General features: G+C 73.2%; 20 protein-coding genes. 12 read left to right on the top strand and 8 right to left on the bottom strand.

Features of this window, described 5'->3' with window-relative positions:
* Nucleotides 1-67: 67 nt before the first annotated feature.
* Nucleotides 68-2011, bottom strand: a complete 1944-nt coding sequence (locus tag D7193_RS12380; RefSeq protein ID WP_120779635.1) for an amylo-alpha-1,6-glucosidase — start codon at nucleotides 2009-2011, stop codon at nucleotides 68-70.
* Between the two features lie 42 nt (nucleotides 2012-2053).
* Here D7193_RS12380 and D7193_RS12375 point away from each other — a divergent pair, with 42 nt between their 5' ends.
* The 3 genes from D7193_RS12375 (at nucleotide 2054) to D7193_RS12365 (ending at nucleotide 6650) form a co-directional block, all read left to right on the top strand.
* Entirely contained in the window at nucleotides 2054-4762 is a 2709-nt protein-coding gene (locus tag D7193_RS12375; protein ID WP_120779634.1) for an MGH1-like glycoside hydrolase domain-containing protein, read from the top strand.
* Between the two features lie 351 nt (nucleotides 4763-5113).
* The gene (locus D7193_RS12370; protein WP_120779633.1) at nucleotides 5114-5824 is read left to right on the top strand and encodes an HAD family hydrolase; all 711 of its coding nucleotides are present in this window, start codon (nucleotides 5114-5116) and stop codon (nucleotides 5822-5824) included.
* A 73-nt stretch (nucleotides 5825-5897) separates the two neighbouring features.
* Nucleotides 5898-6650, top strand: a complete 753-nt coding sequence (locus D7193_RS12365; protein ID WP_120779632.1) for a DUF4184 family protein — start codon at nucleotides 5898-5900, stop codon at nucleotides 6648-6650.
* Nucleotides 6651-6973: 323 nt separating this feature from the next.
* Here the strand turns inward: D7193_RS12365 and D7193_RS12360 are convergent, their stop codons facing one another.
* From D7193_RS12360 to D7193_RS12350, 3 genes are all read right to left on the bottom strand, one after another.
* A complete protein-coding gene (locus tag D7193_RS12360) occupies nucleotides 6974-7249 on the bottom strand; it encodes a hypothetical protein (protein WP_120779631.1) in 276 nt (91 codons plus the stop codon).
* Nucleotides 7250-7296: 47 nt separating this feature from the next.
* A complete protein-coding gene (locus D7193_RS12355) occupies nucleotides 7297-7728 on the bottom strand; it encodes a RusA family crossover junction endodeoxyribonuclease (protein WP_120779630.1) in 432 nt (143 codons plus the stop codon).
* A gap of 186 nt (nucleotides 7729-7914) precedes the next feature.
* Entirely contained in the window at nucleotides 7915-8619 is a 705-nt protein-coding gene (locus D7193_RS12350; protein ID WP_120779629.1) for a VOC family protein, read from the bottom strand.
* 370 nt (nucleotides 8620-8989) lie between these two features.
* Here D7193_RS12350 and D7193_RS12345 point away from each other — a divergent pair, with 370 nt between their 5' ends.
* The 4 genes from D7193_RS12345 to D7193_RS12330 are packed head-to-tail and all read left to right on the top strand — an operon-like array spanning nucleotide 8990 to nucleotide 13350.
* Nucleotides 8990-10276, top strand: a complete 1287-nt coding sequence (locus tag D7193_RS12345; protein WP_120779628.1) for an ABC transporter substrate-binding protein — start codon at nucleotides 8990-8992, stop codon at nucleotides 10274-10276.
* Nucleotides 10273-11265: a carbohydrate ABC transporter permease gene (locus tag D7193_RS12340; RefSeq protein ID WP_120779627.1), complete on the top strand. Its 993-nt coding sequence runs from the start codon at nucleotides 10273-10275 to the stop codon at nucleotides 11263-11265. Before D7193_RS12345 ends, D7193_RS12340 begins: the two co-directional genes overlap by 4 nt.
* Before the next feature lies 1 nt (nucleotide 11266).
* The gene (locus D7193_RS12335; RefSeq protein ID WP_120779626.1) at nucleotides 11267-12103 is read left to right on the top strand and encodes a carbohydrate ABC transporter permease; all 837 of its coding nucleotides are present in this window, start codon (nucleotides 11267-11269) and stop codon (nucleotides 12101-12103) included.
* Between the two features lie 38 nt (nucleotides 12104-12141).
* The gene (locus D7193_RS12330; RefSeq protein WP_120779625.1) at nucleotides 12142-13350 is read left to right on the top strand and encodes an ABC transporter ATP-binding protein; all 1209 of its coding nucleotides are present in this window, start codon (nucleotides 12142-12144) and stop codon (nucleotides 13348-13350) included.
* A gap of 69 nt (nucleotides 13351-13419) precedes the next feature.
* On the opposite strand, the gene D7193_RS12325 is transcribed toward D7193_RS12330, so the two are convergent.
* Nucleotides 13420-14520, bottom strand: coding sequence for a winged helix DNA-binding domain-containing protein (locus tag D7193_RS12325; protein WP_120779624.1), 1101 nt, complete (start codon nucleotides 14518-14520; stop codon nucleotides 13420-13422).
* A gap of 125 nt (nucleotides 14521-14645) precedes the next feature.
* Here D7193_RS12325 and D7193_RS12320 point away from each other — a divergent pair, with 125 nt between their 5' ends.
* Entirely contained in the window at nucleotides 14646-15032 is a 387-nt protein-coding gene (locus D7193_RS12320) for a hypothetical protein (protein WP_120779623.1), read from the top strand.
* A 110-nt stretch (nucleotides 15033-15142) separates the two neighbouring features.
* Here D7193_RS12320 and D7193_RS12315 read toward each other — a convergent pair whose 3' ends face one another.
* Complete coding sequence (locus D7193_RS12315; protein WP_120779622.1) at nucleotides 15143-15631, bottom strand: GNAT family N-acetyltransferase; 489 nt, start codon at nucleotides 15629-15631, stop codon at nucleotides 15143-15145.
* 120 nt (nucleotides 15632-15751) lie between these two features.
* On the opposite strand from D7193_RS12315, the gene wrbA reads away from it, so the two are divergent.
* A complete protein-coding gene (wrbA, locus tag D7193_RS12310) occupies nucleotides 15752-16369 on the top strand; it encodes an NAD(P)H:quinone oxidoreductase (RefSeq protein WP_120779621.1) in 618 nt (205 codons plus the stop codon).
* Nucleotides 16370-16427: 58 nt separating this feature from the next.
* Here wrbA and D7193_RS12305 read toward each other — a convergent pair whose 3' ends face one another.
* Nucleotides 16428-18365: a chorismate-binding protein gene (locus D7193_RS12305; protein WP_120779620.1), complete on the bottom strand. Its 1938-nt coding sequence runs from the start codon at nucleotides 18363-18365 to the stop codon at nucleotides 16428-16430.
* 252 nt (nucleotides 18366-18617) lie between these two features.
* Between D7193_RS12305 and D7193_RS12300 the strand changes: the two genes are divergently transcribed.
* From D7193_RS12300 to D7193_RS12290, 3 genes are all read left to right on the top strand, one after another.
* Nucleotides 18618-20030 carry a gluconokinase gene (locus tag D7193_RS12300; protein WP_120779619.1) on the top strand — a complete coding sequence of 471 codons (1413 nt, stop codon included), beginning with the start codon at nucleotides 18618-18620 and terminating at the stop codon, nucleotides 20028-20030.
* A 98-nt stretch (nucleotides 20031-20128) separates the two neighbouring features.
* Nucleotides 20129-22612 carry a sensor histidine kinase gene (locus D7193_RS12295; RefSeq protein WP_241562960.1) on the top strand — a complete coding sequence of 828 codons (2484 nt, stop codon included), beginning with the start codon at nucleotides 20129-20131 and terminating at the stop codon, nucleotides 22610-22612.
* On the top strand, nucleotides 22609-23031 hold the full coding sequence (locus D7193_RS12290) for a roadblock/LC7 domain-containing protein (protein WP_120779617.1): 423 nt from the start codon (nucleotides 22609-22611) through the stop codon (nucleotides 23029-23031). The genes D7193_RS12295 and D7193_RS12290 overlap by 4 nt, the downstream gene beginning before the upstream one ends.
* A gap of 121 nt (nucleotides 23032-23152) precedes the next feature.
* On the opposite strand, the gene D7193_RS12285 is transcribed toward D7193_RS12290, so the two are convergent.
* Entirely contained in the window at nucleotides 23153-24496 is a 1344-nt protein-coding gene (locus D7193_RS12285; protein WP_120779616.1) for a GH1 family beta-glucosidase, read from the bottom strand.
* Between the last annotated feature and the right edge of the window lie 379 nt (nucleotides 24497-24875).

Genomic DNA, 24875 nt, shown 5'->3' with positions numbered 1-24875 from the left:
ATCGGCACCCATCCTGCCGTCGGCGGGCTAACCAGCGGAGACGCACTCGTTGCGGTGGTGTAAAGCGCTATCGACCCGAACGGCGCACCCGGAGAAGTTCCGCCACCGACCACGCCTGGAACGGGCAGCCGGTGGCCGCGTGCGGCGGCAGGCCGTCGGCCGTCTCGCTCACCGAGCCCAGCCCGTACTCGGTCAGGTGGGCCTCGATGCCGACGAACAGGTCGTCGACGGGGAGCTTCGCCCGGCGGCAGGCGTCCACGTACGGGCCGAACAACCACGGCCACACGGTGCCCTGGTGGTAGGCGCCGTCCCGCTCGGCCGGCCCGCCACGGTGCCGGCCCACGAACTCGGGCGCGTCCGGCGCGAGGCTGCGCGGGCCGAGCGGGGTGAGCAGCGCGCCGGCGATCCGGCGCAGGGTCGGCTCGTCCGGCTCCAGCGGGGCGTGCGGCAGGGACCAGGCGAGCAGCTGGTTCGGCCGCAGCGAGTCGTCGTCGTGGTGCGGGGCCCCGCCGAGCGGGTACGCCGGTGCGGGCGCGTCGACCACGTCGTGCAGCCAGCCGCCGGGCGCGGGGTAGCGCTCCCGGAACGAGGCGGCGGCCCGGGCGTGCAGCCGCCGCAGGTCGGTGGCGTCCCCACCGGTCACGTCGGTCAGCTCGGCGAGCCCGGCCAGCCCGTTGATCCAGAGCGCGTTGACCTCCACCGGCTTGCCGGTGCGCGCCGTGACCGGCACCCCGTAGACCCGCGCGTCCATCCAGGTCAGCGCCGTGTCCGGGGCCCCCTGGGTGAGCAGCCCGTCGGCCGGGTCGACGCCGATGCCGTACCGGGTGCCGGCCCGGTGCGCGTCGACCACCTGCTGCAGCGCCGGCAGCAGTTCCGCCGCGAGGTCGGTGTCGCCCGTGACGGCCACGTGCCGGCTCACCGTGTGCAGGAACCACAGCGTCGCGTCGACCGTGTTGTACTCCACCCGGCCGGTGTCGGCGGTGTTCGCGAGCATCCCCTCCGACAGCGTCGCCGCGTACGCGCGCAGCAGCTCCCGGCCGAGGTCCGCGCGTCCGGTGCTGAGCAGGAGCCCCTCGTAGGAGATCATCGTGTCGCGTGACCAGGTGCCGAACCAGGGGTAGCCGGCCACCACGTCGGCGGGCGACTCGTCGGTGCGCACCACGAACGCGTCGGCGGCAAGGGCGAGCGTCGCGTCGACGTCGTCGGCGGGCTCGGCCTGTGCCACCACCTGCCGGTTGCGCCGGCGGGCGACCTCGACCACCTCGGTCGCCGGCATCGGCTCGACGTCCAGCGGGGCGGCCCAGGCCAGCACCGAGACGGTGTCGCCCGGCCGGTCCAGCGCGCCGGAGAACCGGCCCGCGTACCACAGGTCCTCCCGCGCGTTCAGCCCGCGCGCCGCCTCCTCCCGGTGGTGCACGCCGAGCCACCACTCGCCCTCGGGCACCCAGCCCGGGCCGGCGAGGCGGAACGCGCCGTCCACCACGGCGCCGCCGGCCACCGGATCGACCCGGGGCGCCGGGCCGTCGGCCCGCCGCTCGCCGTGCGCGTCGCGCCAGGTGCAGGCCGCGGCGAGGTCGAGCCGTACCGGGCCGCCGGAGACCAGCCGGTGCACGACGGCCACGCACGCGCGGCCCGGCAGCATGGCCAGCTCCCGCTCGATCACCACGTCGCCGATCCGCCACCGCCACCGCGGTACGCCGTCGACGAGCGCGAACTGCTCCAGCAGCTCGAATCCGCGCGGATCCACCGCGCCGGAGGCCCACTCGTGCGCGCCCAGGCGTACCCGCGCGCCGGAGGGGAGCAGCACCGCAGGGTCGAGGCTCACCAGCCCCACGCGTCGCACCGCCGGCCGGTCGCCCGCCACGACCAGCAGCCCGTGGTAGCGGCGGGTGCGCAGGCCACTGACCGTGCCCATGGCGTACCCGCCGACGCCGTCGGTCACCAGCCACTCCCGGGTCGCCCCGCTGGTCAACTCGGTGCAGACCTGCGGGCCGAAGCGAATATCGATCACGTTTCCTCCACCCGGAGCGGCGTGCCGAACGCCACGGCGAGAATGGTCCGTGTGGTCAAGTTCCCGTCCGGCGTCGAAGATGTGCAGGTGATCACTGACCGTTCGTCCTCCGACGCGCCGGCCCCCGACGCCGAGCGGATCCGGCTCGCCCAGGCCGACGCCGGGGAGCAGGACTGGCGCGCATGGGGCCCCTATCTGGCCGAACGGGCATGGGGGACGGTACGGGAGGACTACAGCGAGCACGGTACGGCCTGGGACTACTTCCCGCACGACCACGCGCGGTCCCGAGCGTACCGGTGGAACGAGGACGGGATGGCCGGCGTGTGCGACGACCGGCAGACGTTCTGCTTCGCGCTCGCGCTGTGGAACGGCCGCGACCCGATCCTCAAGGAGCGGATGTTCGGGCTCGGCGGCGACGGCGGCAACCACGGCGAGGACGTCAAGGAGTACTGGTGGTACGAGGACTCCACGCCCACGCACTCGTGGATGCGCTGGCGCTACCACTACCCGCAGGCGGCGTTCCCGTACGACGAACTGGTGGCGGTCAACGCGCTGCGCGGCCGGGACGACACCGAGTACGAGCTGGTCGACACGGGCATCTTCGACGACGACCGGTACTGGGCGGTGACCGTCGACTACGCGAAAGCGTCCCCCACGGACCTGTGCATCGTGATCACCGTGGCCAATCGGGGGGACCGGGCCGCGACCCTGCACGTGCTGCCCACCCTGTGGTTCCGTAACACGTGGGCGTGGGGGCTGCCCGGCGGCGACCGGGTGCCCCGGCTCGTGGGTGAGGGGTCGCGGCTGGTCGGCGAGCACCGGGTGCTCGGGCAGCTGCTGCTGGAGGGCGAGGGAAAGCCCACGCCGCTGCTCTGCGACAACGACAGCAATGCCGAGCGCCTGTGGGGCCTGCCCGGCCGTTCCCCGTATCCGAAGGACGGCATCAACGACCACGTGGTCAACGGCGCGGCGACGGTCAACCCCGCCCGGGAGGGCACGAAGGGGGCCCTGCACTACGTGCTCGACGTGCCGGCCGGTGGGCAGCGGCAGATCCGGCTGCGGCTGACCCGTACCGCTCCACCCCCGGCCGGCGGCCCACCGCCGCCCGCGGACCTGGGGGCCGGCTTCGACGCGGTGGTCTGGGCACGGCGGGCCGAGGCGAACCGCTTCTTCGCGGGACTGATCCCGCCGTCCGCCACGGCGGACGAGGCGCTGGTCGCGCGGCAGGCGATCGCCGGGCTCATGTGGGGCAAGCAGTTCTATCACTTCGACGTCAAGCAGTGGCTCGAGGGCGACCCGGCCTCGACGCCCCCTCCGGCCGGACGCCGCCACGGGCGCAACAGCCACTGGTGGCACATGACCAGCTTCGACGTGATCTCCATGCCCGACCCGTGGGAGTACCCCTGGTACGCGGCCTGGGACCTGGCCTTCCACTGCGTCAGCATCGCCCGCGTCGACCCCGGCTTCGCCAAGGCCCAGCTGCTGCTCCTGCTCCGCGAGTGGTACCTGCACCCCAACGGGCAGATCCCGGCGTACGAGTGGGCGTTCGGGGACGTCAACCCGCCGGTGCACGCCTGGGCGGCGTTGAAGGTGTTCGAGATCGACGGCCGCCGGGACCACGAGTTCCTGGCCCGGGTGATGCACAAGCTGCTGCTGAACTTCACCTGGTGGGTCAACCGCAAGGACACCGGCGGCAACAACGTCTTCGAGGGCGGCTTCCTCGGGCTGGACAACGTCGGGCCGTTCGACCGTTCCGCGGCGCTGCCCGTCGCGGGCGTTCTCGAGCAGTCCGACGGCACCGGCTGGATGGCGATGTACGCGCTCAACCTGCTCGACATCGCCGTGGTGCTGGCCGAGCACGACCGCACCTGGGTCGACACCGCCACGAAGTTCTTCGAACACTTCGCCTACATCGCGGCCGCGGCGTACGAGCAGGGGCTCTGGGACGACGAGGACGCCTTCTTCTACGACGTGCTGCGGCTGGCCGACGGCACGCAGGTGCCCTTGAGGGTCCGCTCGGTCGTCGGGCTGCTGCCGCTGGCCGCGGTGACCCGACTGTCCGCCCGTACGCTGCACCGGCTGCCGGAGCTGGGCGCGCGGCTGCGTTGGCTGCTCGCCCAGCGGCCGGAGTACGCCCAGGTGGTCGGCGCGCGGCGGCTGGGCCCGGACGGCCGGCAGCAGCGGCTGCTGTCCATGGTCGGCCCGGACCAGATGGTCCGGTTGCTGGCCCGGATGCTGGACCCCGACGAGTTCCTCTCCGAGTACGGCCTGCGCACGCTCTCCCGGGCGCACCTGGACAAGCCGTTCACGGTCACGCTCGGTGGCCAGGAGTTCTGCGTGGGCTACGAGCCCGCCGAGTCCACGAGCGGCCTGTTCGGCGGCAACTCGAACTGGCGCGGTCCAATCTGGATGCCCACGAACTTCCTGCTGATCAGCGCCCTGCGGGACTACGCCGCGTTCTTCGGCGACGACCTCCAGATCGAGTACCCGACCCGCTCGGGAGTGAAGCGGACCCTCACGGAGATCGCCGACGACCTGTCGGCTCGGCTGATCGCGCTGTTCACCCGCGACGGCTGGGGGCGGCGACCGATCTACGGTGCGGCCCAGCTCTTCCAGACCCACCCGGACTGGCGGGACCTGCTCTGCTTCCCCGAGTACTTCCACGGTGACAACGGCGCCGGGCTCGGCGCCTGGCACCAGACGGGCTGGACGGCCCTGGTCGCGGACCTGATCCTCACGCTGCGCCGCTGACGGCGGCCGGCCCTCGCCGCCAGCGGTCGACAGTCGACAATCCGTCACGGATCGGCCGCGTGGCGTCACGGGAACCTAGCATGAGCCGGGTGTCCGAACCTCGCGACGCGGATGCTGACCAGAGCGAACGTGACCTAGTCGTCACGGTCGCCCGCCGGCTCGCCGAGGCTGAGGGGTGGGCGGCGGTGAGCCCACGCCGACTGGCCGAGCGGGCCGACCGGGCGGTGGCCGAGGCTGTTCCAGCGGCCCTTGACGGACCGCGGCCGGGAAAGTCGGTGGGCCGGTCGGGGCGCGGTGCCCTAGAGTCCCGGCCCGGGACGGGAGCAGCCGTGGTGAAGGGACGGGACGCCGATGACGTGGGACGGGGAGGGCCGCCGGCAGGCGCAGGTGCTGATCTTCGACGCGGACGACACGCTCTGGGAGAACAACGTCGTCTTCGAGCGGGTGATCGACGACTTCCTGTCGTGGCTCGACCATCCCACCCTCGACCGCGGCGAGATCAGGGCGATCCTCGACGACATCGAGCGAGCGAACGCGGTGGTGCACGGGTACGGCAGCAAGGTCTTCCTGCGTAGCCTGGGGGAGTGCCTGGAACGACTGCGCGAGCGGCCCGCCACGGACGCCGAGCGTTCCGAGATCGACCGGCTGGCCGTGGCGCTGGTCGAGCACCGCATCGAACTCATGCCCGGCGTGGCCGAGGCGCTCGACGAGCTGGCCGGCCGCCACGAGCTGTTGCTGCTCACCAAGGGGGAGAGGGAGGAGCAGCAGCGCAAGCTCGACGCGTCCGGGCTGCTGCACCACTTCCGGGCGGCGCACATCGTGCCCGAGAAGGACGCGGACACCTACCGCTGGCTCGCCCGCGAACACGGCTTCGACCCGGCCGCCGCCTGGATGATCGGCAACTCGCCACGGTCGGACATCCTGCCCGCCCGGGCTGCCGGCATGCAGGCCGTCTTCATCCCGAACCAGAACACCTGGGTGCTCGAGGACGAGGAACTGGACCCGACCGACCACGGCGTCCTGCGCCTGGCCGCCTTCCCCGACCTGCTGCGGCACTTCTGACGTCCACCGTGGGCCTCCGGCCGTCCGCGCCCGCCGCGCTGCGGCCCGGCGGGAAGCCGATCGGGGCGCCGGCATGCCGCTGACGTTCCCGTCGCACCTGGCCGCGGTGCTGCCACTCGCCCTGTGGCGGCCCCGCTGGTTCGACGGCGTCGCGCTCGCCAGCGGCGCGGTGGCCCCCGACGTGGCGTACCTGACCACGGGCACCCGCTTCCAGATCACCGGCACGCACACCGTCGCCGGCCTGCTCTGGTGGTGCCTGCCGGTGGCACTCGGCTACGCCTGGCTGGTGCGGCGGTGCGCGGGCCTCGTCATCCCCTACCTGCCGGGTCTCGGTCGGTTCCGCTGGCCGGCGCACGCAATCTCCCGGGCCGGGCCGCACCGCTGGTGGATCACCGCCGGCTCGGCGCTGCTCGGCGCCGCCAGCCATGTGGCCTGGGACCGGGCCACCCACACCGACGGCTGGCTGCGGGCGCTCGGCATCGACTGGTACGCGAGCACCGGCCTGCACTGGTGGACGGTCTCCGATCTGACCAGCACGGTGGTCGGCGGGGTGGTCGCGGTCGACCTGATGCGGCGCCTCGCGCGCCGCGCCCGGGTCGTGGACGAGCCCGCGCCGCCCGTCCGGCCGGCGGTCTTCCGGCGCGTCGCGGGGCTGACCGTCGTGGCCGGAGCGGCACTGCTGCCGTTCCTGCCGGCGGCGCGGTTGACCGGCGCGACCGGGGTACGGTTACTGCACGTGGTGGCCCTGGCGGTGCTGCTCGGCGCGCTCGCCGCAACCGCCGAGCCGCGCCGCGCGAGCGCGGGTCTCGACTGGGAACAGCGCTGACGGCGACGGCGTCGTTACGCCGACATGCCGCTTTTCGATGTTGAGATCAATCACGCTTCCGGCAGGCCACGCACGCCTTGTCCGGCCTGCCGAAACGCGCCTAACCTGAGCCCGCGCTCACGGCTCTTCGGGGTGAGCCCGAGCGTACGGTCCGGTAGTGGGCACGTGGAGCTGAGTGCAGGCGGGCCGGCTCGTCGTGGCAGATCCGCCGTGGGCGGCGTGCCACGCCCACGGCGTGCCAGGGCGATGTCCGCTACCACGCCGGACGGTTGGGTCAGGACCGGGGAGTTGCGGACCCGGTCCTGACCCGTCCGGAGGCCCGGTCACACCACCGTGCCGCGCACGATCGCCACAGCCACCCGGCAGAACTCGTCCATGTCGGGGTTGAAGCCGGCCGCGATGTCGGGATGCAGCCCTGAGCGGGTCTCGTCGAGCAGCCGCTGGCAGACCTGCTCGACGGGTTCGCCCGCGTAGTCGGCACGGACCCGTTCGGTGGCCGCCCGGAGCGCCGAGGTCAGCTGATCCTCAAGCGGGCCGCGCAGCTTATGCTGCACGGGATCGAGCCCGCGTGGGTCGAGCGTGACATGTGGCTCCGACATCGGCGCTCCCTTCGTCGGCGTCCGCGGTACCCCACCGCGGTCGTCGGTCAAACCACGTTCGGTACGGCGGCCACCCGCACCTGGTACGAGAAGTCCTCGGCCGGCTCCTCGGCGTACGACAGCCGGCGGATCTGCCGGTCGTCGTCGTAGAGCGCGACGTCCACGAGGACACCGAGATGGGCCAGGCCGATGCTGGTCACCCGCTTCTTGTCCTGGAGTACCGCGCACACCCCGCCGAGCAGGGTGCTCGCGTCGGACGTGCGGTGCCCCGGCGGGCAGCGCAGCACGAGATCCACCTCGACCGGCCCGGCGAGCGGGGTCCAGCCGGTACGCTGGGCCGCCGCGCAGGCCGCTTCGAGCAGGGCGCGGACCCTCGTCGCCTGCCGGTGCCCGGCGGCGAAGATGGACAGCGCCTCGGTCTTGACCGGTGGCAGGCCGCTCACCTCGAACGTCAGGGCGAGAGCGCGGGTGTCCTGCACGACGGCACCTCCTCGTTGCGGACGATCCTGCCCAACCGGGGGGTCGGCGGCGGGAGTTCCCGCGAGAACCAACCGATCGGGCGGGGTGGGGTCGGCCGGAGGCGTATCGACGTCGGCGGCGTACGCGCTGGCAGCGGAGCTAGGAAGACGCTAGTGCACGCGGCCTGCGTGGGGTAGCTCCGCCGCTCACTGGGTGGGACGTGGCGCGAAGGCGCAGAACTCGTTGCCCTCCGGGTCGGCCAGGATCCACCAGCTGATGTCGGCGTCCGGCTGGCGCAGCAGGGTGGCGCCGGCCGCGATCAGCGCGGTGGGTTCCGGGCCGGTCAGGTCGACGTCCCAGTGCAGCCGGTTCTTGACCGTCTTGCGCTCCGGGACGGGGTCGAACAGCCAGCGGTCCCACGGGAAGCCTGCCGCGCCAACCACCGACGCGTGCCCCTCGTCGCTCGTCTCCACCCGGCCGCCGACCACCCCGGACCACCACGTCGCCTGCGCGACCGGGTCGGCGCTGTCCACGACCAGGGCGAACGGCCCCGGCCGGGTGCCCTCGCGGGGCGGGAACGCGCAGAACAGGTTGCCCTCCGGGTCGGCCAGCACCCACCAGCCGATCTCCGCGTCCGGCTCGCGCACCAGCCGGGCCCCGGCCGCGAGCAGGCCCGCCGGGTCACCCTCGGGCAGGCGCAGGTCCAGATGTACGCGCGTCTTGACGCTGCGCGGCTCGGGCACCGTGTTGACCCAGATCGCCTCGGCCTTCGACCGCCCGGACGGTGGGTCGATCCGGGCGTCACCGTCGCCGGTGTCGACCAGCTCCGCGTCGAGGATGCCGGCCCAGAAGCCGCCCAGCCGCGGGGCGTCCGTGGTGTCGAGACAGAGGTCCTTGAAGCGCGCGATCATCCGGCCATCATGCCCACCCGGCACGGCAGGCTGGCAAGCGCGTTCCGCGGCGCCACGACCCCGCCCGGTCAGGGCGTCGTCCGCGTGTGACCGGGCAAGATCGTGCAATTTCGTGAAAGTAGTGGGGTCACCCGCGCCCGGAGGCCACTACTTCCTGGATCGAGCGCAATCATGCCCGGCGGGCGCCGGGTGATCCCCGCCACAGCCGTGGCCGGCGATCGCGCGATGTTTCGCGACTTCCCAGGTCGGGCAGTGTTGGGGCCACGAAACGTCCGGGATCCGTCACTCGCTGAGCACGGTTCGCGGTCGTCTCGCCGTGCGCCGGGGCACGGTGACCTCCCGGCACGTGGCCGATCAGAGGGGAGGGGTGATGAACGACCCTGACGAGGCCGGACGTCGACGCCGACCACGGGTGCGCGTGGTGGCGGCTGCCGCCGCGGTGGCGCTGGCGGCGCCGTTGGCGGGCTGCGGTTCCGGTGGGGACAGCGGCACGCCGACGATCAACCTGTACTACCCGCCGGAGCAGAACCTGCAGAAGGTGGTGGACGCCTGCAACACGCAGGCCGGCGGTCGCTACAAGATCGTCTACCGGGTGCTGCCCCGGCAGGCCGACGACCAGCGGGTGCAGATGGTGCGCCGGCTCGCCGCGGAGGACAGCGGCATGGACGTGCTCGGTCTCGACGTCACCTGGACGCAGGAGTTCGCAAGCGCCGACTGGATCCTGGAGTGGACCGGGCAGGACCGGGCCGAGGTGGAGCAGGGCACGCTCGCCGGGCCGCTGGAGACCGCCCGCTACCAGGGCAAGCTGTACGCGGCGCCGAAGAACACCAACGTCCAGCTGCTCTGGTACCGCAAGGACCTGGTGCCGCAGCCGCCGAAGACCTGGGACGAGATGATCTCGATGGCGCAGGACTTGAAGCGGCAGGGCAAGCCCCACCAGGTGCTCACGATGGGCGCCCAGTACGAGGGCCTCGTCGTCCTCTACAACACCCTCGCCGAGAGCGCCGGCGGCCGGATCCTCAGCGAGGACGGCAGCAAGGCCGTCATGGACGAGGGCGCGGTGCGGGCGCTGGAGCAGTTGCAGCGCTTCGCCACGTCGGGCGTGACGTCGCCGTCGTTCAGCAACGCGACCGAGGACCCGGTGCGGCTGGAGTTCCAGTCCGGCAGCGGCGCGTTCCAGGTCAACTGGCCGTTCGTCTACCCCGCGATGCAGGAGGCCAACCCGGACCTGGCCCAGCAGGTGGGCTGGGCGCGGGTGCCGGGCATCGACGAGGGCACCCCGAGCCGGGTCACCATCGGCGGCGTCGACCTGGCGGTGAGCCGGTACTCGAAGCACCCCGACCTCTCGTTCGAGGTGGCCAAGTGCCTGCGCAACGAGGAGAACCAGAAGTTCTCCGCGATCAACGACGGTGTGCCGCCGACCATCGAGAAGGTCTACGACGACCCGGAGATGGCCGAGGCGTACCCCATGAAGGAGACCATCCTCGAGGAGCTGAAGGATCCGGCGGTGCGTCCGCTGACCCCGGCCTACCAGAGCATCTCCACCGTGATGTCGGCGGTGCTCTCGCCGCCGTCGGCGATCGGGCCCCAGCAGACCGGCGACGAGCTGCGTAAGGCCATCGCCGACGCCCTCGAGTCGAAGGGAGTGTTGCCGTGAGCGTCAACGCCACCCCCACCGGCGCGGACGTCGCCGCCAACGCGGAACGCTCCGCCGGCCGCCACGCGGCGGTGCCCACCCAGCGGGCCCGCCGGGGCCGGGCGCCGCTCAGCGAGAACAAGAAGGCCGAGCGGCGGCTCGGTTGGCTGCTGTGCGCGCCCGCCGCGCTGGTCATGCTCGCGGTGACGGCCTACCCGATCATCTACTCGGTCTGGCTGTCGTTGCAGCGTTTCGACCTGCGTTTCCCGGACCAGCGCGAGTTCATCGGCCTGGAGAACTACGCCACGGTGCTCACCAACGAGTTCTGGTGGACGGCGTTCGGCGTGACCGCGTTGATCACGGTGGTCACCGTCGCGGTCGAACTGGTCCTCGGCATGGGTCTCGCCCTGGTCATGCACCGGACGCTGGTCGGCCGAGGCATCGTGCGGACCGCGGCGCTGATCCCGTACGGCATCGTCACAGTGGTCGCGGCCTTCTCCTGGCGGTACGCGTGGACGCCGGGCACCGGCTACCTCGCGAACCTGTTCGGCGAGGGCGCGCCGCTCACGGAGCGGGCCAGCTCGCTGGCGATCATCATGCTGGCGGAGATCTGGAAGACGACGCCGTTCATGGCGCTGCTGCTGATGGCCGGGTTGGCGCTCGTGCCGGAGGACCTGCTCAAGGCGGCCTCGACCGACGGTGCGACCGCCTGGCAGCGGTTCACGAAGGTGATGCTGCCGGTGATGAAGCCGGCCATCCTGGTCGCGTTGCTGTTCCGCACGCTGGACGCGTTCCGGGTGTTCGACAACATCTTCATCCTCACGGCGGGCGCCAACGAGACGTCGTCGGTGTCGATGCTCACCTACAACAACCTGATCCGGGGTCTGAACCTCGGCATCGGGTCGACGATGTCCGTGCTGATCTTCATCGCCGTGGCGATCGTCGCGTTCGTCTTCGTGAAGCTCTTCGGCACCGCTGCCCCGGGCAGCTCGGACGACGAGAGGCGTTGAGATGGCTACCGAAACCACCACGCGGGCGAAGCTGCGGTGGGGTCTGCTGGACGTCATCGTGGTCGTCTTCGCGCTGATCCCGGTGTTGTGGATCGCCTCGCTGTCGTTCAAGACGCCGGCCACGCTGACCGACGGGAAGTTCATCCCGCGGGAGTGGACGCTGGAGAACTACCGGACGATCTTCGACACCGACCAGTTCGTGCGCGCTCTGGTGAACTCGATCGGCATCGCGCTGATCGCCACGGCGGTCGCCGTGGTGCTCGGCGCCATGGCCGCGTACGCGATCTCGCGGCTGGACTTCCCGGGCAAGCGGCTGCTGGTCGGGGTCTCCCTGCTGATCGCCATGTTCCCGCAGGTCTCGCTCGTGTCTCCGCTGTTCGAGATCGAGCGGCAGCTCGGCCTGTTCGACACCTGGCCGGGGCTGATCCTGCCGTACATCACGTTCGCGCTGCCGCTGGCGATCTACACGCTGTCGGCGTTCTTCAAGCAGATCCCGTGGGACCTGGAGAAGGCGGCGAAGATGGACGGTGCGACCCAGGGGCAGGCGTTCCGGCGGGTGATCGCGCCGCTGGCCGCGCCCGGGCTGTTCACCACGGCGATCCTGGTCTTCATCTTCTGCTGGAACGACTTCCTCTTCGCGATCTCGCTGACCTCCACCGAGCGGTCCCGCACGGTGCCGGCGGCGCTGTCGTTCTTCACGGGCGCGTCGCAGTTCGAGGACCCCACCGGGGCGATCTGCGCCGCCGCCGTGGTGATCACCGTTCCGATCATCCTCTTCGTCCTCTTCTTCCAGCGCCGCATCGTGTCCGGCCTGACCTCCGGCGCAGTCAAGGGATAGGTGGTAAACGTGCGTAGCCAAGGGTTCAGGTGGTAACAGTGGCTGACATCGTGCTCGACAAGGTGAGCAAGCGGTTCCCGGACGGGACGGTCGCGGTGCGCGACGTGGACCTGGAGATCGCCGATGGCGAGTTCGTGATCCTGGTCGGCCCGTCCGGCTGCGGGAAGTCCACCACCCTCAACATGATCGCCGGCCTGGAGGACATCAGCTCCGGTGAGCTGCGCATCGGCGGCCAGCGGGTCAACGACAAGGCGCCCCGCGACCGTGACATCGCGATGGTCTTCCAGTCGTACGCGCTCTACCCGAACATGACGGTGCGCGAGAACATGGCGTTCCCGCTGCGGCTGCAGAAGCTGGACCGGGAGACGATCAACGCCAAGGTCGAGGACGCGGCGAAGGTGCTGGAGCTGACCGCGCTGCTGGACCGCAAGCCGTCGAACCTCTCCGGCGGGCAGCGGCAGCGCGTGGCCATGGGCCGGGCGATCGTCCGCCAGCCCAAGGCGTTCCTCATGGACGAGCCGCTGTCCAACCTGGACGCCAAGCTGCGGGTGCAGATGCGCACCGTGGTGTCGCGGCTGCAGAAGCAGCTCGGCACCACCACGGTGTACGTCACTCACGACCAGACCGAGGCCATGACCCTCGGCGACCGCGTGGTGATCATGCGCGGCGGTGAGGTCCAGCAGGTCGGCCCGCCGCAGGAGCTGTACGACCACCCTCGCAACCTCTTCGTGGCCGGCTTCATCGGCTCGCCGTCGATGAACTTCCTGCACGCCGCCGTGGAGGACGGTCGCCTGCGTACCGCGCTCGGTGACGTGCCGATCGGGGACCGGGTGCGGCGGCAGCTCGACGGTGCCGACGCGCCGCGCGAGCTGATCCTCGGCGTCCGGCCGGAGCACTTCGAGGATGCCGCGCTGATCGACGACGAGACCCGTCGCCGGGGGCTGGAGTTCGAGGCGCCGGTGGAGATCGTCGAGTCGATGGGGTCGGACAAGTACGTCTACTTCACCGTCGAGGGGGAGCGGGCCAGCGCCGCCGAGTTGGAGGAGCTGGCCGCCGACGCGGGCGCGGCCGACTTCACCGGCGCGGGGGCCAGCCTGGTCACCCGCCTGTCGGCCGAGTCGCCGGTGGCCGAGGGGGAGACCCGCCGGGTCTGGTTCAACCTGGAGAAGATCCACCTCTTCGACCCGTCCAACGGCCGCAACCTCACCCTGCACGAGGGCCGGGCAGCGGGCGCGCTGGCCGACTGACGGCGTACGCGACGAGGGCCGGCGGGCGGTGTGCCCGGCCGGTCCTCGTCGCGCGCGCGCCGGGCGGCGTCAGTCGGGCCAGGCCACCGTCGGCGGCAGGCCGAGGAACGCCGCGTAGCGCGCGAGGGCGTGCTCCGCGCGGGGCCGGTCCAGGGCGGCCAGCGGCCGTACGGTGATGGTCACCCGGCCCCGGCCGACGGCCCGCTTCCAGGTGCCCACCACCCGCCCACCGGAGACGACGGTGGGTTGGAAGATGCCGTTGTTGCCGGGGATGATCGCGTCGCGGTGGGCCGGGTCGAGCATCAACGACCGGTCCTTGTAGCCCAGCAGGTACTCGTCGAAGCCGGGCAGGACGACCAGGTCGTCGACCGGGCCGCGGGGGGCGTCCAGCAGGGCCGCGTCGACGAGCATCTCCTCACCGTCGACCTCGACGGCGGCGAGCGTGTCGCCGGCCGCCGCGAACCCCCGGCGCGCGTCGGTGAGGGTGAGCCCCGTCCAGCCGGCGAACTCGCGGGCGGTCACCGGGCCGTGGGAGCGGACGTAGCGGCGGGTCAGCGTCGCGAGCGCCTCGTCGCGTTCGAGTTGGTGCGGCTCGGGCGCCCACTCGTCGAGCAGCGCGAAGGTCTGCTCGGTGCCGACGTTCGGGGCGAGGCAGGTCACGCCGCGTACGCTCGCGTACCACAGCAGGTGGTAGCCGCGCTGGCCGTCGGTGGCGATGCCGGCCGCGTTCAGGGTGGCCAGGCACTGCGCCCGGGTGAGCCGCCCGCCGCCGGCCAGTGCCGTGCCGAGCACCTCGGCGGCGCGGTCCGCCGTGACCGCGTCGAATCCGAGCGCCGCGCGCCGCGTCGCCGCGCCGGCCAGCGAGCGCACACCGGTGAGCTCGAGCATCCACCGCGCGTCGCGGGACGGGACGAGGTGCACGGTGCCCCGCATGGGCCAGGTGCGCAGTGCCTCGCGCCGCTCCAGCGCGGCCTGCACGTCGACCTGGGTGAGCGCGGGCAGTCGGGCGCCGAGCGACCAGAGCCCGCTGGCCAGATCCTGCGCCTGCATCGCCCCGAACCACTCGACCACGTCGGCGACGGTGCCGGGGCGGATGGTGGGGTGCGGGCGCAGCAGCAGGCTCGTCATGCGCAGGGCGAGCGCCTCGCTCGCGGTCAGCCGTACGGGCATCGGACCTCCTCACCCGGTCGCCGCGAGCCTAGGCCCACCCTCCGACACGGAGGCGAAGGCATAACGGCAGCAGGAGCGGGGAAGCCGCGGCAGGTGCGCGCGTCGCGCGTGCGGAAGGGAGAGTCATGACTGCGTCCAGCGAACCGATGCGGGGCGGCGCGCCGGCCCGGTCCCGAGCGGACCGGGGCACTCCGGCCAAGACCAGCGCCGCCGCGACCTTTTCCCTGGTATTCGGGGTTGCCGCCCTGGTGTGCACCCTGACGGCCATTCTCGCCTGGGCCGGGATCATCCTGGGCATCATCGGCATCATCGTCGGGATCTTCGGACTTCGGATGGCCCGCCGGCCGAACGTGACCGGGCGGGGCGTGACCATCGGTGGTCTGACACTCAGCATCATCGCGCTGATACTCGGGCTGGTCTTCATCGCGGGCGTCGCCACGTTCCTCAACAACGAGGGCGCCGCGAACCGGCTGCAGGAGCAGGTGGACGACCTGCGCAACCGGGCCAGCTGACCTGGGCGGCGACGGGCGGGTGGAGTCGCCGCACGGCGGCCCCACGCGCCCGCCGCACCCGTGGTCGCGTCACGCCGGGCTCCGGCGGGCGCGACCACCATGTCCCTCGGTCAGAGCCGGCGGTACATCACCAGCAGGTCGACGTAGCCGTGAACGGGATGGTGGAAGCCGTCGGGGACACGGCCGACCACCTCGAAGCCGAGTGAGCGCCAGAGCGCCACGGCCCGGGTGTTCGTCGCCACCACCGCGTTGAACTGCATGGCCCGGTAGCCGTCGGCCCGGGCCAGGTCGAGCACGTGCGCGCCGAGCGCCCGCCCGACGCCACGGCCTCCGGCCGCCGGCGCCACCATGAAGCTGGCGTTGGCGACGTGCCCGCCTGGGCCGAGCTGGTTGGGCGTCAGCTTCGCCGAACCGAGCACCGTGCCGTCCGGCGCGACGGCCACGACCGTACGGCCGGGCGGCGGCACGAGCCAGAGCGCGCGGGCGGTCTCCTCGTCGACGTCCCGCGGCCAGGTGTACGTCTCGCCGGCGGCGACGATCTCCCGCAGGAACGGCCAGATCCCCGGCCAGTCAGCGGCGGTGGCGGGTCGGATCAGCATGGCCCCAGCATCGCCGTCCGGCCCGTGCCGCCCGTCACCGGGGTGACCGGCCGGGGCGTTTGTCGTGGCATGCGTCGGGTAGTCGCCGGAGCTGATTCGGATGCGGAAGGGGACTCTGCGATGGCTGACCGGACCAAGGTGGCGGTGATCTACTACAGCGCCACGGGTACCACCTACCAGATGGCGCAGGCCGCCTGCGAGGCCGCCGGTGACGCGGGCGGTGACGTACGCCTGCGCAAAGTGCGCGAGCTGGCGCCGGACGAGGCGATCCGCTCGAACTCCGGCTGGGAGGCGCACCGCCTGGAGACGCAGGACGTTCCCGAGGCGCAGCTCGACGACCTGTCCTGGGCCGACGTGGTCATCTTCGGGACGCCGACCCGGTACGGCGTGATGGCCGCCCAGCTCAAGCAGTTCATCGACACCACCGGGCCGCTCTGGTCGCAGGGCGGCCTCGTCAACAAGGTCTTCTCCGCGTTCTGTACGACCGGGACCCGTCACGGCGGACAGGAGGCGACACTGCTGTCGCTGTTCAACATCTTCTACCACTGGGGCGGAATCGTGGTCACGCCCGGCTACACCGACACCAGCCAGTTCATCGCGGGAAACCCGTACGGCGCCTCGCACACGAGCAACAACGGGGAGGTCGCACCGGACGACATCGCGCTGACCGCCACCGCGCTGACCGCCCGCCGCGCGCTGGAGATCGGCACCGCGGTGAAGAAGGGGCTGGCCGGCTGAGGCCGGCGGCCGGACGGCGGGTGAGCGCCGTCCGACCACCGGTCTCCCTGACCCGGCCCTACTCGCGCCCCGCCGGGTGCCCGGCGCCGGCCGACCGGACCGGCTCCCGCCCGCCGCCGGGCGTCAGCAGCCGCGGCAGCAGGTCGGCCAGGACGGCCACGCCGTCGCGGCTGAGCACCGACTCCGGGTGGAACTGCACCCCGGCGAATCCCGGTCCGCGCAGCGCGTGCACCGCGCCGTCGGCCGGGTCGCGGGCCAGCTCCACCGGGCCGTACGCGGACGCCAGCTCGTCGGTCTGGCACCGGGCCGTGAACGTGGCGTAGAAGCCCACCCGGCGGCGTACGCCGAAGAGGTCCACGTCCTGCTGGAGCCCCTGGTAGGGCGCGTCACGGCGGTGCAGCGACAGGCCGAGCAGCCCGGCCAGCAGCTGGTGGCCGAGGCAGACCGCGAGGGTCGGGCGGCCGGCGGCCAGCAGCCCGGTGAGCAGCCCGCGCAGCGCCGCCATCTTCGGGTCGGTCGCGCTGCCCGGGTCGCCCGGGCCGGGGCCGACCACCACCAGGTCGTGCCCGTCGAGCGGGCCGGGGGCGTGCCACGGCCGCACCGTCACGGCGAGGCCGAGTGCCCGTAGCTGGTGGGCCAGCATGCCGGTGAAGGTGTCCTCACCGTCGACGATCAGCGCGGTGCGTCCGGCCAGGCCCGGCAGCCCGGGTGCGTCCGGTGCCCGCTGGTCCAGCCAGAACCGGGCCAGCGGCGTGTTGCGGGCGGCGAGCGCGGCGCGTACCTCCGGGTCGTCGGCCAGGCGGGGCGCCGGCTCCGGGCCGGCGCCGGAGGCCTGCGGGCCGAGGCCGAGCGCGGCGAGCACGCCGGCGGCCTTGGCGTGGGTCTCGGCGACCTCGCCGGCCGGGGTGGAGTGCCGGACGAGGGTGGCGCCGACCGGCACCCGCAGCGCGCCGGCGGGGGAGATCTCCGCGGTGCGGATCAGGATCGGCGCGTCCAGGGTCTGCCGGCCGGCCTCGTCGTGACCCAACAGGGCCAGCACGCCCGCGTAGTAGCGCCGGCCGGCGCGCTCGTGCCGGGCGATCACCCGGCAGGCGTTCTCCATCGGGCTGCCGGTCACCGTGGGCGCGAACATCGTCTCCCGCAGGACCTCCCGGACGTCCCGCGAGCCCCGCCCGGCCAACAGGTACTCGGTGTGCGCCAGGTGGGACATCTCCTTCAGGTACGGGCCGACCACCTGCCCGCCGTGCTCGGCTACGGTCGCCATCATCTTCAGCTCCTCGTCGAGCACCATGTACAGCTCCTCGACCTCCTTCGGGTCGGCGAGGAAGCGCAGCAACGCGGCGCGGTCCGCCGCCGCGCCGGGGTGCCGGAACGTGCCGCTGATCGGGTTCATCATGACCAGGCCGTCGTCCACGCTGACGTGCCGTTCGGGGCTGGCGCCGACCAGCACCCGGGTGCCCGTGTGCACCACGAAGGTCCAGTACGCCCCCCGCTCCCGCAGCAGGAGCCGGCGCAGCGCGGCGAGCGCGGCCAGCACGGGCGGGCCCTGCACGGTGGCGGTCAGCGCCCGGTGGATGACGAAGTTGGCGCCCTCGCCGTGGCCGATCTCCTCGGCGAGCACCCGCGCCACCGTCTCCGCGTACTCCTCGTCGGAGATGTCGAACCCCGCGCCGGCGGTGCGTACCGGCGCGTCCGGCAGCGCGGCCAGGGCCTCGGCGAGGCCGATCCGCTCGTGCCCGGTCACCAGCAGGCACTCCAGCGGTACGCCGTCGTCGACGCAGGCGAAGCCGCGCTCGGTGATCTGCCGGTAGGGCACCACGGCGAGCGTCCGCGGCCCGACGCCGTCGGGCAGCGGGACGTCGGCGAGCCGGTCGACCGTGCGGACCGGGCCGGTGAAGAGCTCCAGCTCGTCCGCGTCGGCGCGGCGGACCAGCGCGAACGGGCCGGGGTCGGCGCCGGCCGAGGCGGCGGTGAGCAGGTCGTGCAGGTGGGTCATCGGGTTCTCCTGGGGCCGGGTGCCGCCGGTGGGGCGGCCCGGGGCCGGGAGAACCGGCGACCGCCTCGACGAGGCGGCCGCGTGGGAAGCTACGCGCGGAGGGTGGCCGCCGGGTCGGCGGGCCACCAGCAGGTCAGGTGCGCGAGCATGCGCCCACCCTACGCGGCCGTAGGCGCCGGCGGAAGCCGTACGACACAGGCCGCCGGCCGAGGAACGCTCGGTCCGCACGCGCAGCGGGTAACTTGACCGGCGATGAACATTCTCGCGATGGACCTGGGCACCTCCTCGGTGCGGGGGCTGGTGCTGGACGAGGACACCCAGCCGGTGCCGGGTGCCCTGGCGCGGCGCAAGGTGAGCCTGGCCATCGGCGACGACGGCACCGGCACGCTGGACGGGCCGGCGTACCTGGCCTGCCTGGTGGAGTGCCTGGACGAACTCGCCGAGGCCGGGCACCTGCGTGACGTGAGTCTGGTCGCGATGTCCGGCCAGTGGCACTCGGTGCTGCCGCTGTCGGCCTCCGGTGAGCCGCTCGGTCCGGCGATCACCTGGCTGGACACCCGGCCGGTGCCGCCGGCGTCGGCCGTCGGGCCCGCCGACGCGGACGCCTACCACCAGCGCACCGGCACCTGGTGGCACCGCGGCTACTGGTCGGTACGGCTGCCCTGGCTGCGCGAGCGCACCGGTTCTCCGGTGGCCCGGTTCATCGGTCTGGTCGAGTACGTGCTGGGCGAGCTTCTCGACGAGGCGCCGATGTCGATCTCGCAAGCGTCCGGGACCGGCCTGCTGGACCTGCGGACGCTCGCCTGGGACGAGGAGGCGCTCGCGCTGGCGGGCGTCCGCGCCGAGGACCTGCCGGCCCTCGCCCCGCTGCGGTGGCACGGGCGGCTGCGGGCGGTGCACGCCAAGCGCTGGCCCGGGCTGGCGGGCGTCCCCTGGTCCGCGCCGGTGGGCGACGGCGGCGCGTCGAACGTGGGCTCGGGGTGCGTCGACCCGACCCGGGCCGCGGTGACCGTCGGCACCTCCGCCGCCGTACGGCTGATGCAGCGGGTACCCGCCGGTCAGGAGCTGCCCCGCCTGCCCGAGCGGCTCTGGCGCTACCGGGTCGACCACGAGCACGTGGTGACCGGCGCCGCGTACTCCTCCGGGGGCAACCTGTTCGCCTGGGCCAACCGGGAACTCCGGCTGCCGATCGGCGCCGAGCTGGACGCGGCGCTGGCGCTCGTACCCGCCGGTGGGGGCCGTCCCGCGGACCCCCGCTTCGGCGGTGACCGCCCACCCGGTCTGGCCCCAGCCGGCTCCGGGCGGCTGGGCGGTCTGAGCTTCGGCACCACCGCGGTGGACATCCTGGCCGGGCTGATGCAGGGCCTGTGCGAGATGGTCGCCGAGGATCTGGATGTGCTGGAGTCCACCGTCGACCGGCAGGTGGCCGTGGTGCTGGGTGGGGGAGCCGTGGCCGCGTCGGTGTGGTGGCGGCAGGCGTTCGCCACGGCACTGGCGCCCCGGGAGGTGTCGCACCAGCGCAACCCCGAGATCGGCGCAACGGGTGCGGCGCTGGTCGCGCTTGGACGGTTCGAGGCGGCCGTCGAGTTGGCCGACATCGGCCGGACGGATGAGCTGGTCTCACCGACCACGACAGGTAAGCCGCACCCTCAGTATCCTTCCTGACCCCCCGCGGCCCTCGGGCCGTTGACACGGCTCGCGTGCCTGGTTGGATGGACTCCGCTCCCCGGCGCGGTGGACGCGAGGGGTTTACAGGAGGCAGCGTGGGCGTGGGTGCGGACACGGCACGCAGCGCCGTCTCCAGCCATCGCCGGCGCCGCTTCGATGTCCGGGTGGTACCGCACCGCCGGCGTTCGCCGCTGCGGCTGCGCGACTGGCGCATGCGGACCAAGCTGGCCACGGTGCTGGTCGTCCCGTCGGTCGCCTTCCTGGTCCTGGCCGGCGTGCAGACCCGTGTGCTGGTCGGGCAGACCACCGTCCTGAGCGGCTTCGCCGAGCAGGTCGGCATCGGCCGGGAGATCACTGCGGCGGTGGACCGCATCCAGCAGGAGCGCGACCGCTCGGCCGGCGAACTGGCCGCGCTGCGCCGCTCGGCGGGCGCCGCCGAGCGGGACGCCGCGATCCGGGCGTTGGAGCCGTTGCAGGACGCCACCGACGCGGCCGTGGCGGACCTGCGCCGGGCGGCCCGGCCGCTGGCCGACGCGGACGTGTCCTGGCGGGTCGCGTACGCCGAGGTGCTGGAGGCGTACGACCGGATCATCTACATCAGACCCACGGTGCCGCCGGCCGTGCTGAGCAGCGACACCATCCTCAGCAACTACCACCGCGCGGTCGACGCCCTGCTCAACCTGCTGGCCGAGCCCACCCCGGGTCAGGACCGTCCGGCGCTCAGCGACGCCGTCCTGCGCTACGTGCAGATGGCCCGGGTCAAGGAGCTGGCCTCCCGCATCCGGGGCCAGCTCTACGCGGCCGCCCGCGCCGGCAGTTACGGCCCGGAGGACCAGGTGGCCCTCGCCGACCTGCGGGCCCAGCAGCTCGCCGCGCTCGGCGCGTTCCGGGCGACCGCCTCCGACGAGGAGATCCGCCGGTACGACCGGATGTCGGCGGATCCGGCGTTCGTGGCCGCCGCCCGGCTGGAGGAGCAGAGCCTGCCCGCCAACGGGTCGGCTCCCGCGGTGCTGCCGGCGGCCGGGTGGTGGGACGCCAGCGAGCAGCGGCAGGAGCTGCTGCGGCAGACCGAGGCGGGGGTGCTGGGCGACGGGATCCGGCAGGCCGACGGGGCGGCGTCCGACCAGCTGCGCGCCACGCTGTTGGTGGCCGGCGGGATCGTCGCGGTGCTGCTGGTCGCCGTGCTCATCTCCGTCCTCGTGGGACGGTCGGTCGCCCGGTCGATCCGGTTGCTGCGGGGCCAGGCGCTGCGCATCGCGCAGGTGGAGCTGCCCGACGCCCTGGACCGGCTGCGTACTGTCACGGGTGGGGTGCCCCCGATGGAGGTCGCACCGGCGGTGGTCCGCTCGCTCGACGAGATCGGTGAGCTCGCCGAGGCGTTCGTGGCCGTGCACCGCAGCGCGGTCAGCGTGGCCGTGGAGCAGGCGCTCATGCGTCGCAACGTCAACGCCATGTTCGTGAACCTCGCCCGCCGCAGCCAGGTGCTGGTGGAGCGGCAGCTGGAGCTGCTGGACGAGCTGGAACGCGAGGAGAACGACCCCGACCAGCTGGAGAACCTGTTCAAGCTGGACCACCTGGCCGCGCGCATGCGGCGCAACGACGAGAGCCTGCTCGTGCTCGCCGGCACCGAGTCCACCCGACGGTGGCAGCGTCCCGTCGCGTTGGGCACGGTGCTGCTCGCCGCCGCCGCCGAGATCGAGCAGTACCGGCGGGTCCGCCACGACTCGGTGACCGACCTGCACGTCGTGGGGCACGCCGTGGGCGAGCTGGTGCACCTGCTCGCCGAGCTGCTGGAGAACGCCACGGCCTTCTCCCGGCCCGACACCGTGGTGTCGGTGAGCACCCGCGCCGACGGGGCGGACGCGGTGGTGGAGATCGCCGACCAGGGGCTGGGCATGAGCCCGACCGCGTTGGCCCAGGCGAATGCCGTCCTCGCCACGCCGCCGGCCGCCGACGTGGCGACCGTCGAGCGGATGGGTCTGTTCGTGGTGAGCCACCTGGCCGCGCGCCTCGGCGTCCGGGTGCGGCTCGACGGTGGCCGCGACGGGTTGGTGGCGGTGCTGCACCTTCCGGGCACGTTGCTCGCGCCGGCCCCGGCCGAGCCGCTGGAGCCGCCGGTGCCGGCGCGGATGCTCACCGCGGGGATCGCGGCGGCCACGCCGGCGGACCAGCCGGTCGCCGGTGGCCGGCCCCCGGTCCTCGTGCCCCGGCAGGCGCGGTCGGTGCCGGTCCGCGCCGAGGACGTGCTCGCTCCGGTCGCCGGCCCGGTGACCGGTGGGGGCTGGTGGTCGCGGCAGGGGCCCTCGGTGCCGGCCCCGCGGGGCCCGGTCACACCGCCGGCCGCCCCGGTGACCGGCGGCACGAACGCGCGCGGGCTGCCCTTGCGGGTGCCGATGGCCCAACTCGCCGCGGTGACCCGCTCGGCGCCCTCGCCGGGCGCGTACGAGCCGGACCCGGAGGCGGTTGGCGGCATGCTCTCCCGTCTTTACAGCGGCGTACGGCGGGCCGAGGCCGAGGACACCGCCGAGCTACCCGTGCCGCCGGCCGGCTGGCACAGCGAAGGAGGACGACGACAGTGACGATGTTGAGTCAGGAGGCGCGGGACCTGAGCTGGCTGGTCAGCGGGTTCGCCGAGCGGGTGCCCGGCGTGGCGCACGCCGCGGTGGTCTCCTCGGACGGGCTGCTGGTGGCGGTCTCCGACCACCTGCCCCGCGACCACGCGGACAAGCTGGCGGCCGTGACGTCCGGTCTGATGAGCATCACGTCCGGTGCCGCGCAGATGTTCGACGGTGACGTGGTGAAGCAGACCGTGGTCGAGATGGGGCGCGGCTACTTCCTGGTCATGCAGGTGCGCGACGGGTCGATCCTGGCCACCCTGGCCGCGTCGGACGCCGACATCGGTGTGGTGGGCTACGAGATGGCCCGGCTGGCCAAGCAGGCGGGGGAGATGCTCACCCCGGCGTTGCGCGCCGAGTTGCAGCAGGCGCTTCCGCGCTGAGCGGCCCGGGCGGCGATGCCGCGGGCGCGCCCGGGCGGCGATGCGCCGGGCCCGGGCGGCGATGCGGCGGGCGCGGACGGCGCTCCCGCCGGGCGGCCGGGCGGGTACCCGGCCGCCCGGGTCACAGGGCGTTGTCGGCGATGACCCGGCGGTACCAGTGGGCGCTGGTCTTGGGAATCCGGCGCTGGGTGGCGTAGTCCACGTACACGAGGCCCCAGCGCTGGTCGTAGCCCTCGTCCCACTCGAAGTTGTCGAGCAGCGACCACGCGTGGAAGCTCTCCAGCGGCACCCCCGCGGTGAGCGCGCGGTGCGCGGCGGCCAGGTGGTCGCGCAGGAACGCGATCCGGCCGGGGTCGTCCACGCTGCCGTCGGCGCCGAGGGTGTCGGGCGTGGGCAGACCGTTCTCGGTGACGGTGATCGGCACCGGCCCGTAGTCGCGGGTGACGCGGGTCAGGACGTCGTACATGCCCTCGGGGTAGATCTGCTGCCAGGGCGCCTGCGAGGTCGGCCAGCGCCCCACCGTGCCGCCGCCGGCGGTCACGTAGATCGGGGTGTAGTACTGCACGGCGAGCAGGTCGACGGGGGAGGAGATGACCTCCAGGTCCCCGTCGGCGATGCCGCGCGCCAGGCGGCTGTCCGGGCCGAGGTCGGCGAGCACGTCCTGCGGGTAGTGGCCCGTGAAGACGGGGTCGAGGTAGAGGCGGTTCTCGTAGCCGTCGTAGAGGCGGGTGGCCGCCGCGGCCTCCGGGGAGTCGTCGGCCGGGTAGCAGGGGTGCAGGTTGAACGCCGGGCCGATCCGCCCGGGGCCGCCGGTGGCCCGCAGCGCCCGTACGGCGAGCCCGTGGGCGAGGTGCAGGTGGTGGGCGACCAGGTAGGCGGCGTCGGGGTCCTGCCGGCCGGGTGCGTGGTGCCCGGAGAGGTAGCCGTTCTGCACCACCGTCTTGGGCTCGTTGATGGTGAGCCAGACCGGGACCCGGTCGCCCAGGGCGCGGAAGACGATGTCGGCGTAGTCGGCGAACCGGTGGGCCGTGTCGCGCGATTCCCACCCGCCGGCGTCCTGCAGCGCCTGGGGCAGGTCCCAGTGGAACAGGGTGGCCATGGGGGCGATGCCCCGCTCGTGCAGGCCGTCGATGAGGCGGCGGTAGAAGTCGAGGCCGCGCTGGTTGGGCGCGCCGGTGCCGTCGGCCTGGATGCGCGGCCAGGCGATGGAGAAGCGGTAGCTGCGCAACCCGAGGTCGCGCATGAGGTCGAGGTCCTCGTTGTAGCGGTGGTAGTGGTCGGTGGCCACGTCGCCGGTGTCGCCGTTGCGGGTGCGTCCCGGGGTCCGGCTGAAGGTGTCCCAGACCGACTCGCCCCGGCCGTCCTCCTTGGCCGCCCCTTCGATCTGGTAGGCCGAGGTGGCCGCGCCCCAGCCGAAGCCGGGTGGGAAGCGCAGCGGAGGGCGCTGCGGGGTGGGCATCGACATCGGTTCTCCTCGTGGCTACGGGCTACCGGCCCGGGGGGTCGGGAGCGCTCCCAGCATACGGCAGACGATCGACTTCGTTTCCGTCGACGGATTCGGGGCGCGAAGGGCGCTGCCTCGACGACCCAGGGTCGGGAGGGGTGCGGCGCGCGGGTCCGGACAGCGAGCGAGGCCGGTCGGGCGGCGTCCGCCTGTCCCGTCGGCCTCTTTTCCCATCGTGTACGGAGGTTTAGTGTGGGGACGGGGGAGGGCAACCCCCGTCCCCACCGTTGCTGCACACGCACGGGCGGAATTGGCGTCCTGCCGTGCGTGTCGCGCGGGAGCCGGGCCACGCGAGTGGCTTGCGGATCCACCTCCCTCCGGTTGGCGGGACGACGGCTGA

This window comes from Micromonospora costi (assembly GCF_003626655.1).
In the GTDB taxonomy this organism is placed as follows: domain Bacteria; phylum Actinomycetota; class Actinomycetes; order Mycobacteriales; family Micromonosporaceae; genus Micromonospora; species Micromonospora costi.
The sequence above is the reverse complement of the archived record's forward strand: the minus strand, read 5'-3'. Positions and strand labels throughout refer to the sequence as shown.

What these genes read in the sequence shown, in the direction of transcription:
- D7193_RS12375 (WP_120779634.1), top strand. Translation starts at nt 2,054, where the DNA reads ATGGTCCGTGTGGTCAAGTTCCCGTCCGGCGTCGAAGATGTGCAGGTG.
- D7193_RS12370 (WP_120779633.1), top strand. Translation starts at nt 5,114, where the DNA reads ATGACGTGGGACGGGGAGGGCCGCCGGCAGGCGCAGGTGCTGATCTTC.
- D7193_RS12365 (WP_120779632.1), top strand. Translation starts at nt 5,898, where the DNA reads ATGCCGCTGACGTTCCCGTCGCACCTGGCCGCGGTGCTGCCACTCGCC.
- D7193_RS12360 (WP_120779631.1), bottom strand. Translation starts at nt 7,249, where the DNA reads ATGTCGGAGCCACATGTCACGCTCGACCCACGCGGGCTCGATCCCGTG.
- D7193_RS12350 (WP_120779629.1), bottom strand. Translation starts at nt 8,619, where the DNA reads ATGATCGCGCGCTTCAAGGACCTCTGTCTCGACACCACGGACGCCCCG.
- D7193_RS12345 (WP_120779628.1), top strand. Translation starts at nt 8,990, where the DNA reads ATGAACGACCCTGACGAGGCCGGACGTCGACGCCGACCACGGGTGCGC.
- D7193_RS12335 (WP_120779626.1), top strand. Translation starts at nt 11,267, where the DNA reads ATGGCTACCGAAACCACCACGCGGGCGAAGCTGCGGTGGGGTCTGCTG.
- D7193_RS12325 (WP_120779624.1), bottom strand. Translation starts at nt 14,520, where the DNA reads ATGCCCGTACGGCTGACCGCGAGCGAGGCGCTCGCCCTGCGCATGACG.
- D7193_RS12320 (WP_120779623.1), top strand. Translation starts at nt 14,646, where the DNA reads ATGACTGCGTCCAGCGAACCGATGCGGGGCGGCGCGCCGGCCCGGTCC.
- D7193_RS12315 (WP_120779622.1), bottom strand. Translation starts at nt 15,631, where the DNA reads ATGCTGATCCGACCCGCCACCGCCGCTGACTGGCCGGGGATCTGGCCG.
- wrbA (WP_120779621.1), top strand. Translation starts at nt 15,752, where the DNA reads ATGGCTGACCGGACCAAGGTGGCGGTGATCTACTACAGCGCCACGGGT.
- D7193_RS12305 (WP_120779620.1), bottom strand. Translation starts at nt 18,365, where the DNA reads ATGACCCACCTGCACGACCTGCTCACCGCCGCCTCGGCCGGCGCCGAC.
- D7193_RS12300 (WP_120779619.1), top strand. Translation starts at nt 18,618, where the DNA reads ATGAACATTCTCGCGATGGACCTGGGCACCTCCTCGGTGCGGGGGCTG.
- D7193_RS12285 (WP_120779616.1), bottom strand. Translation starts at nt 24,496, where the DNA reads ATGTCGATGCCCACCCCGCAGCGCCCTCCGCTGCGCTTCCCACCCGGC.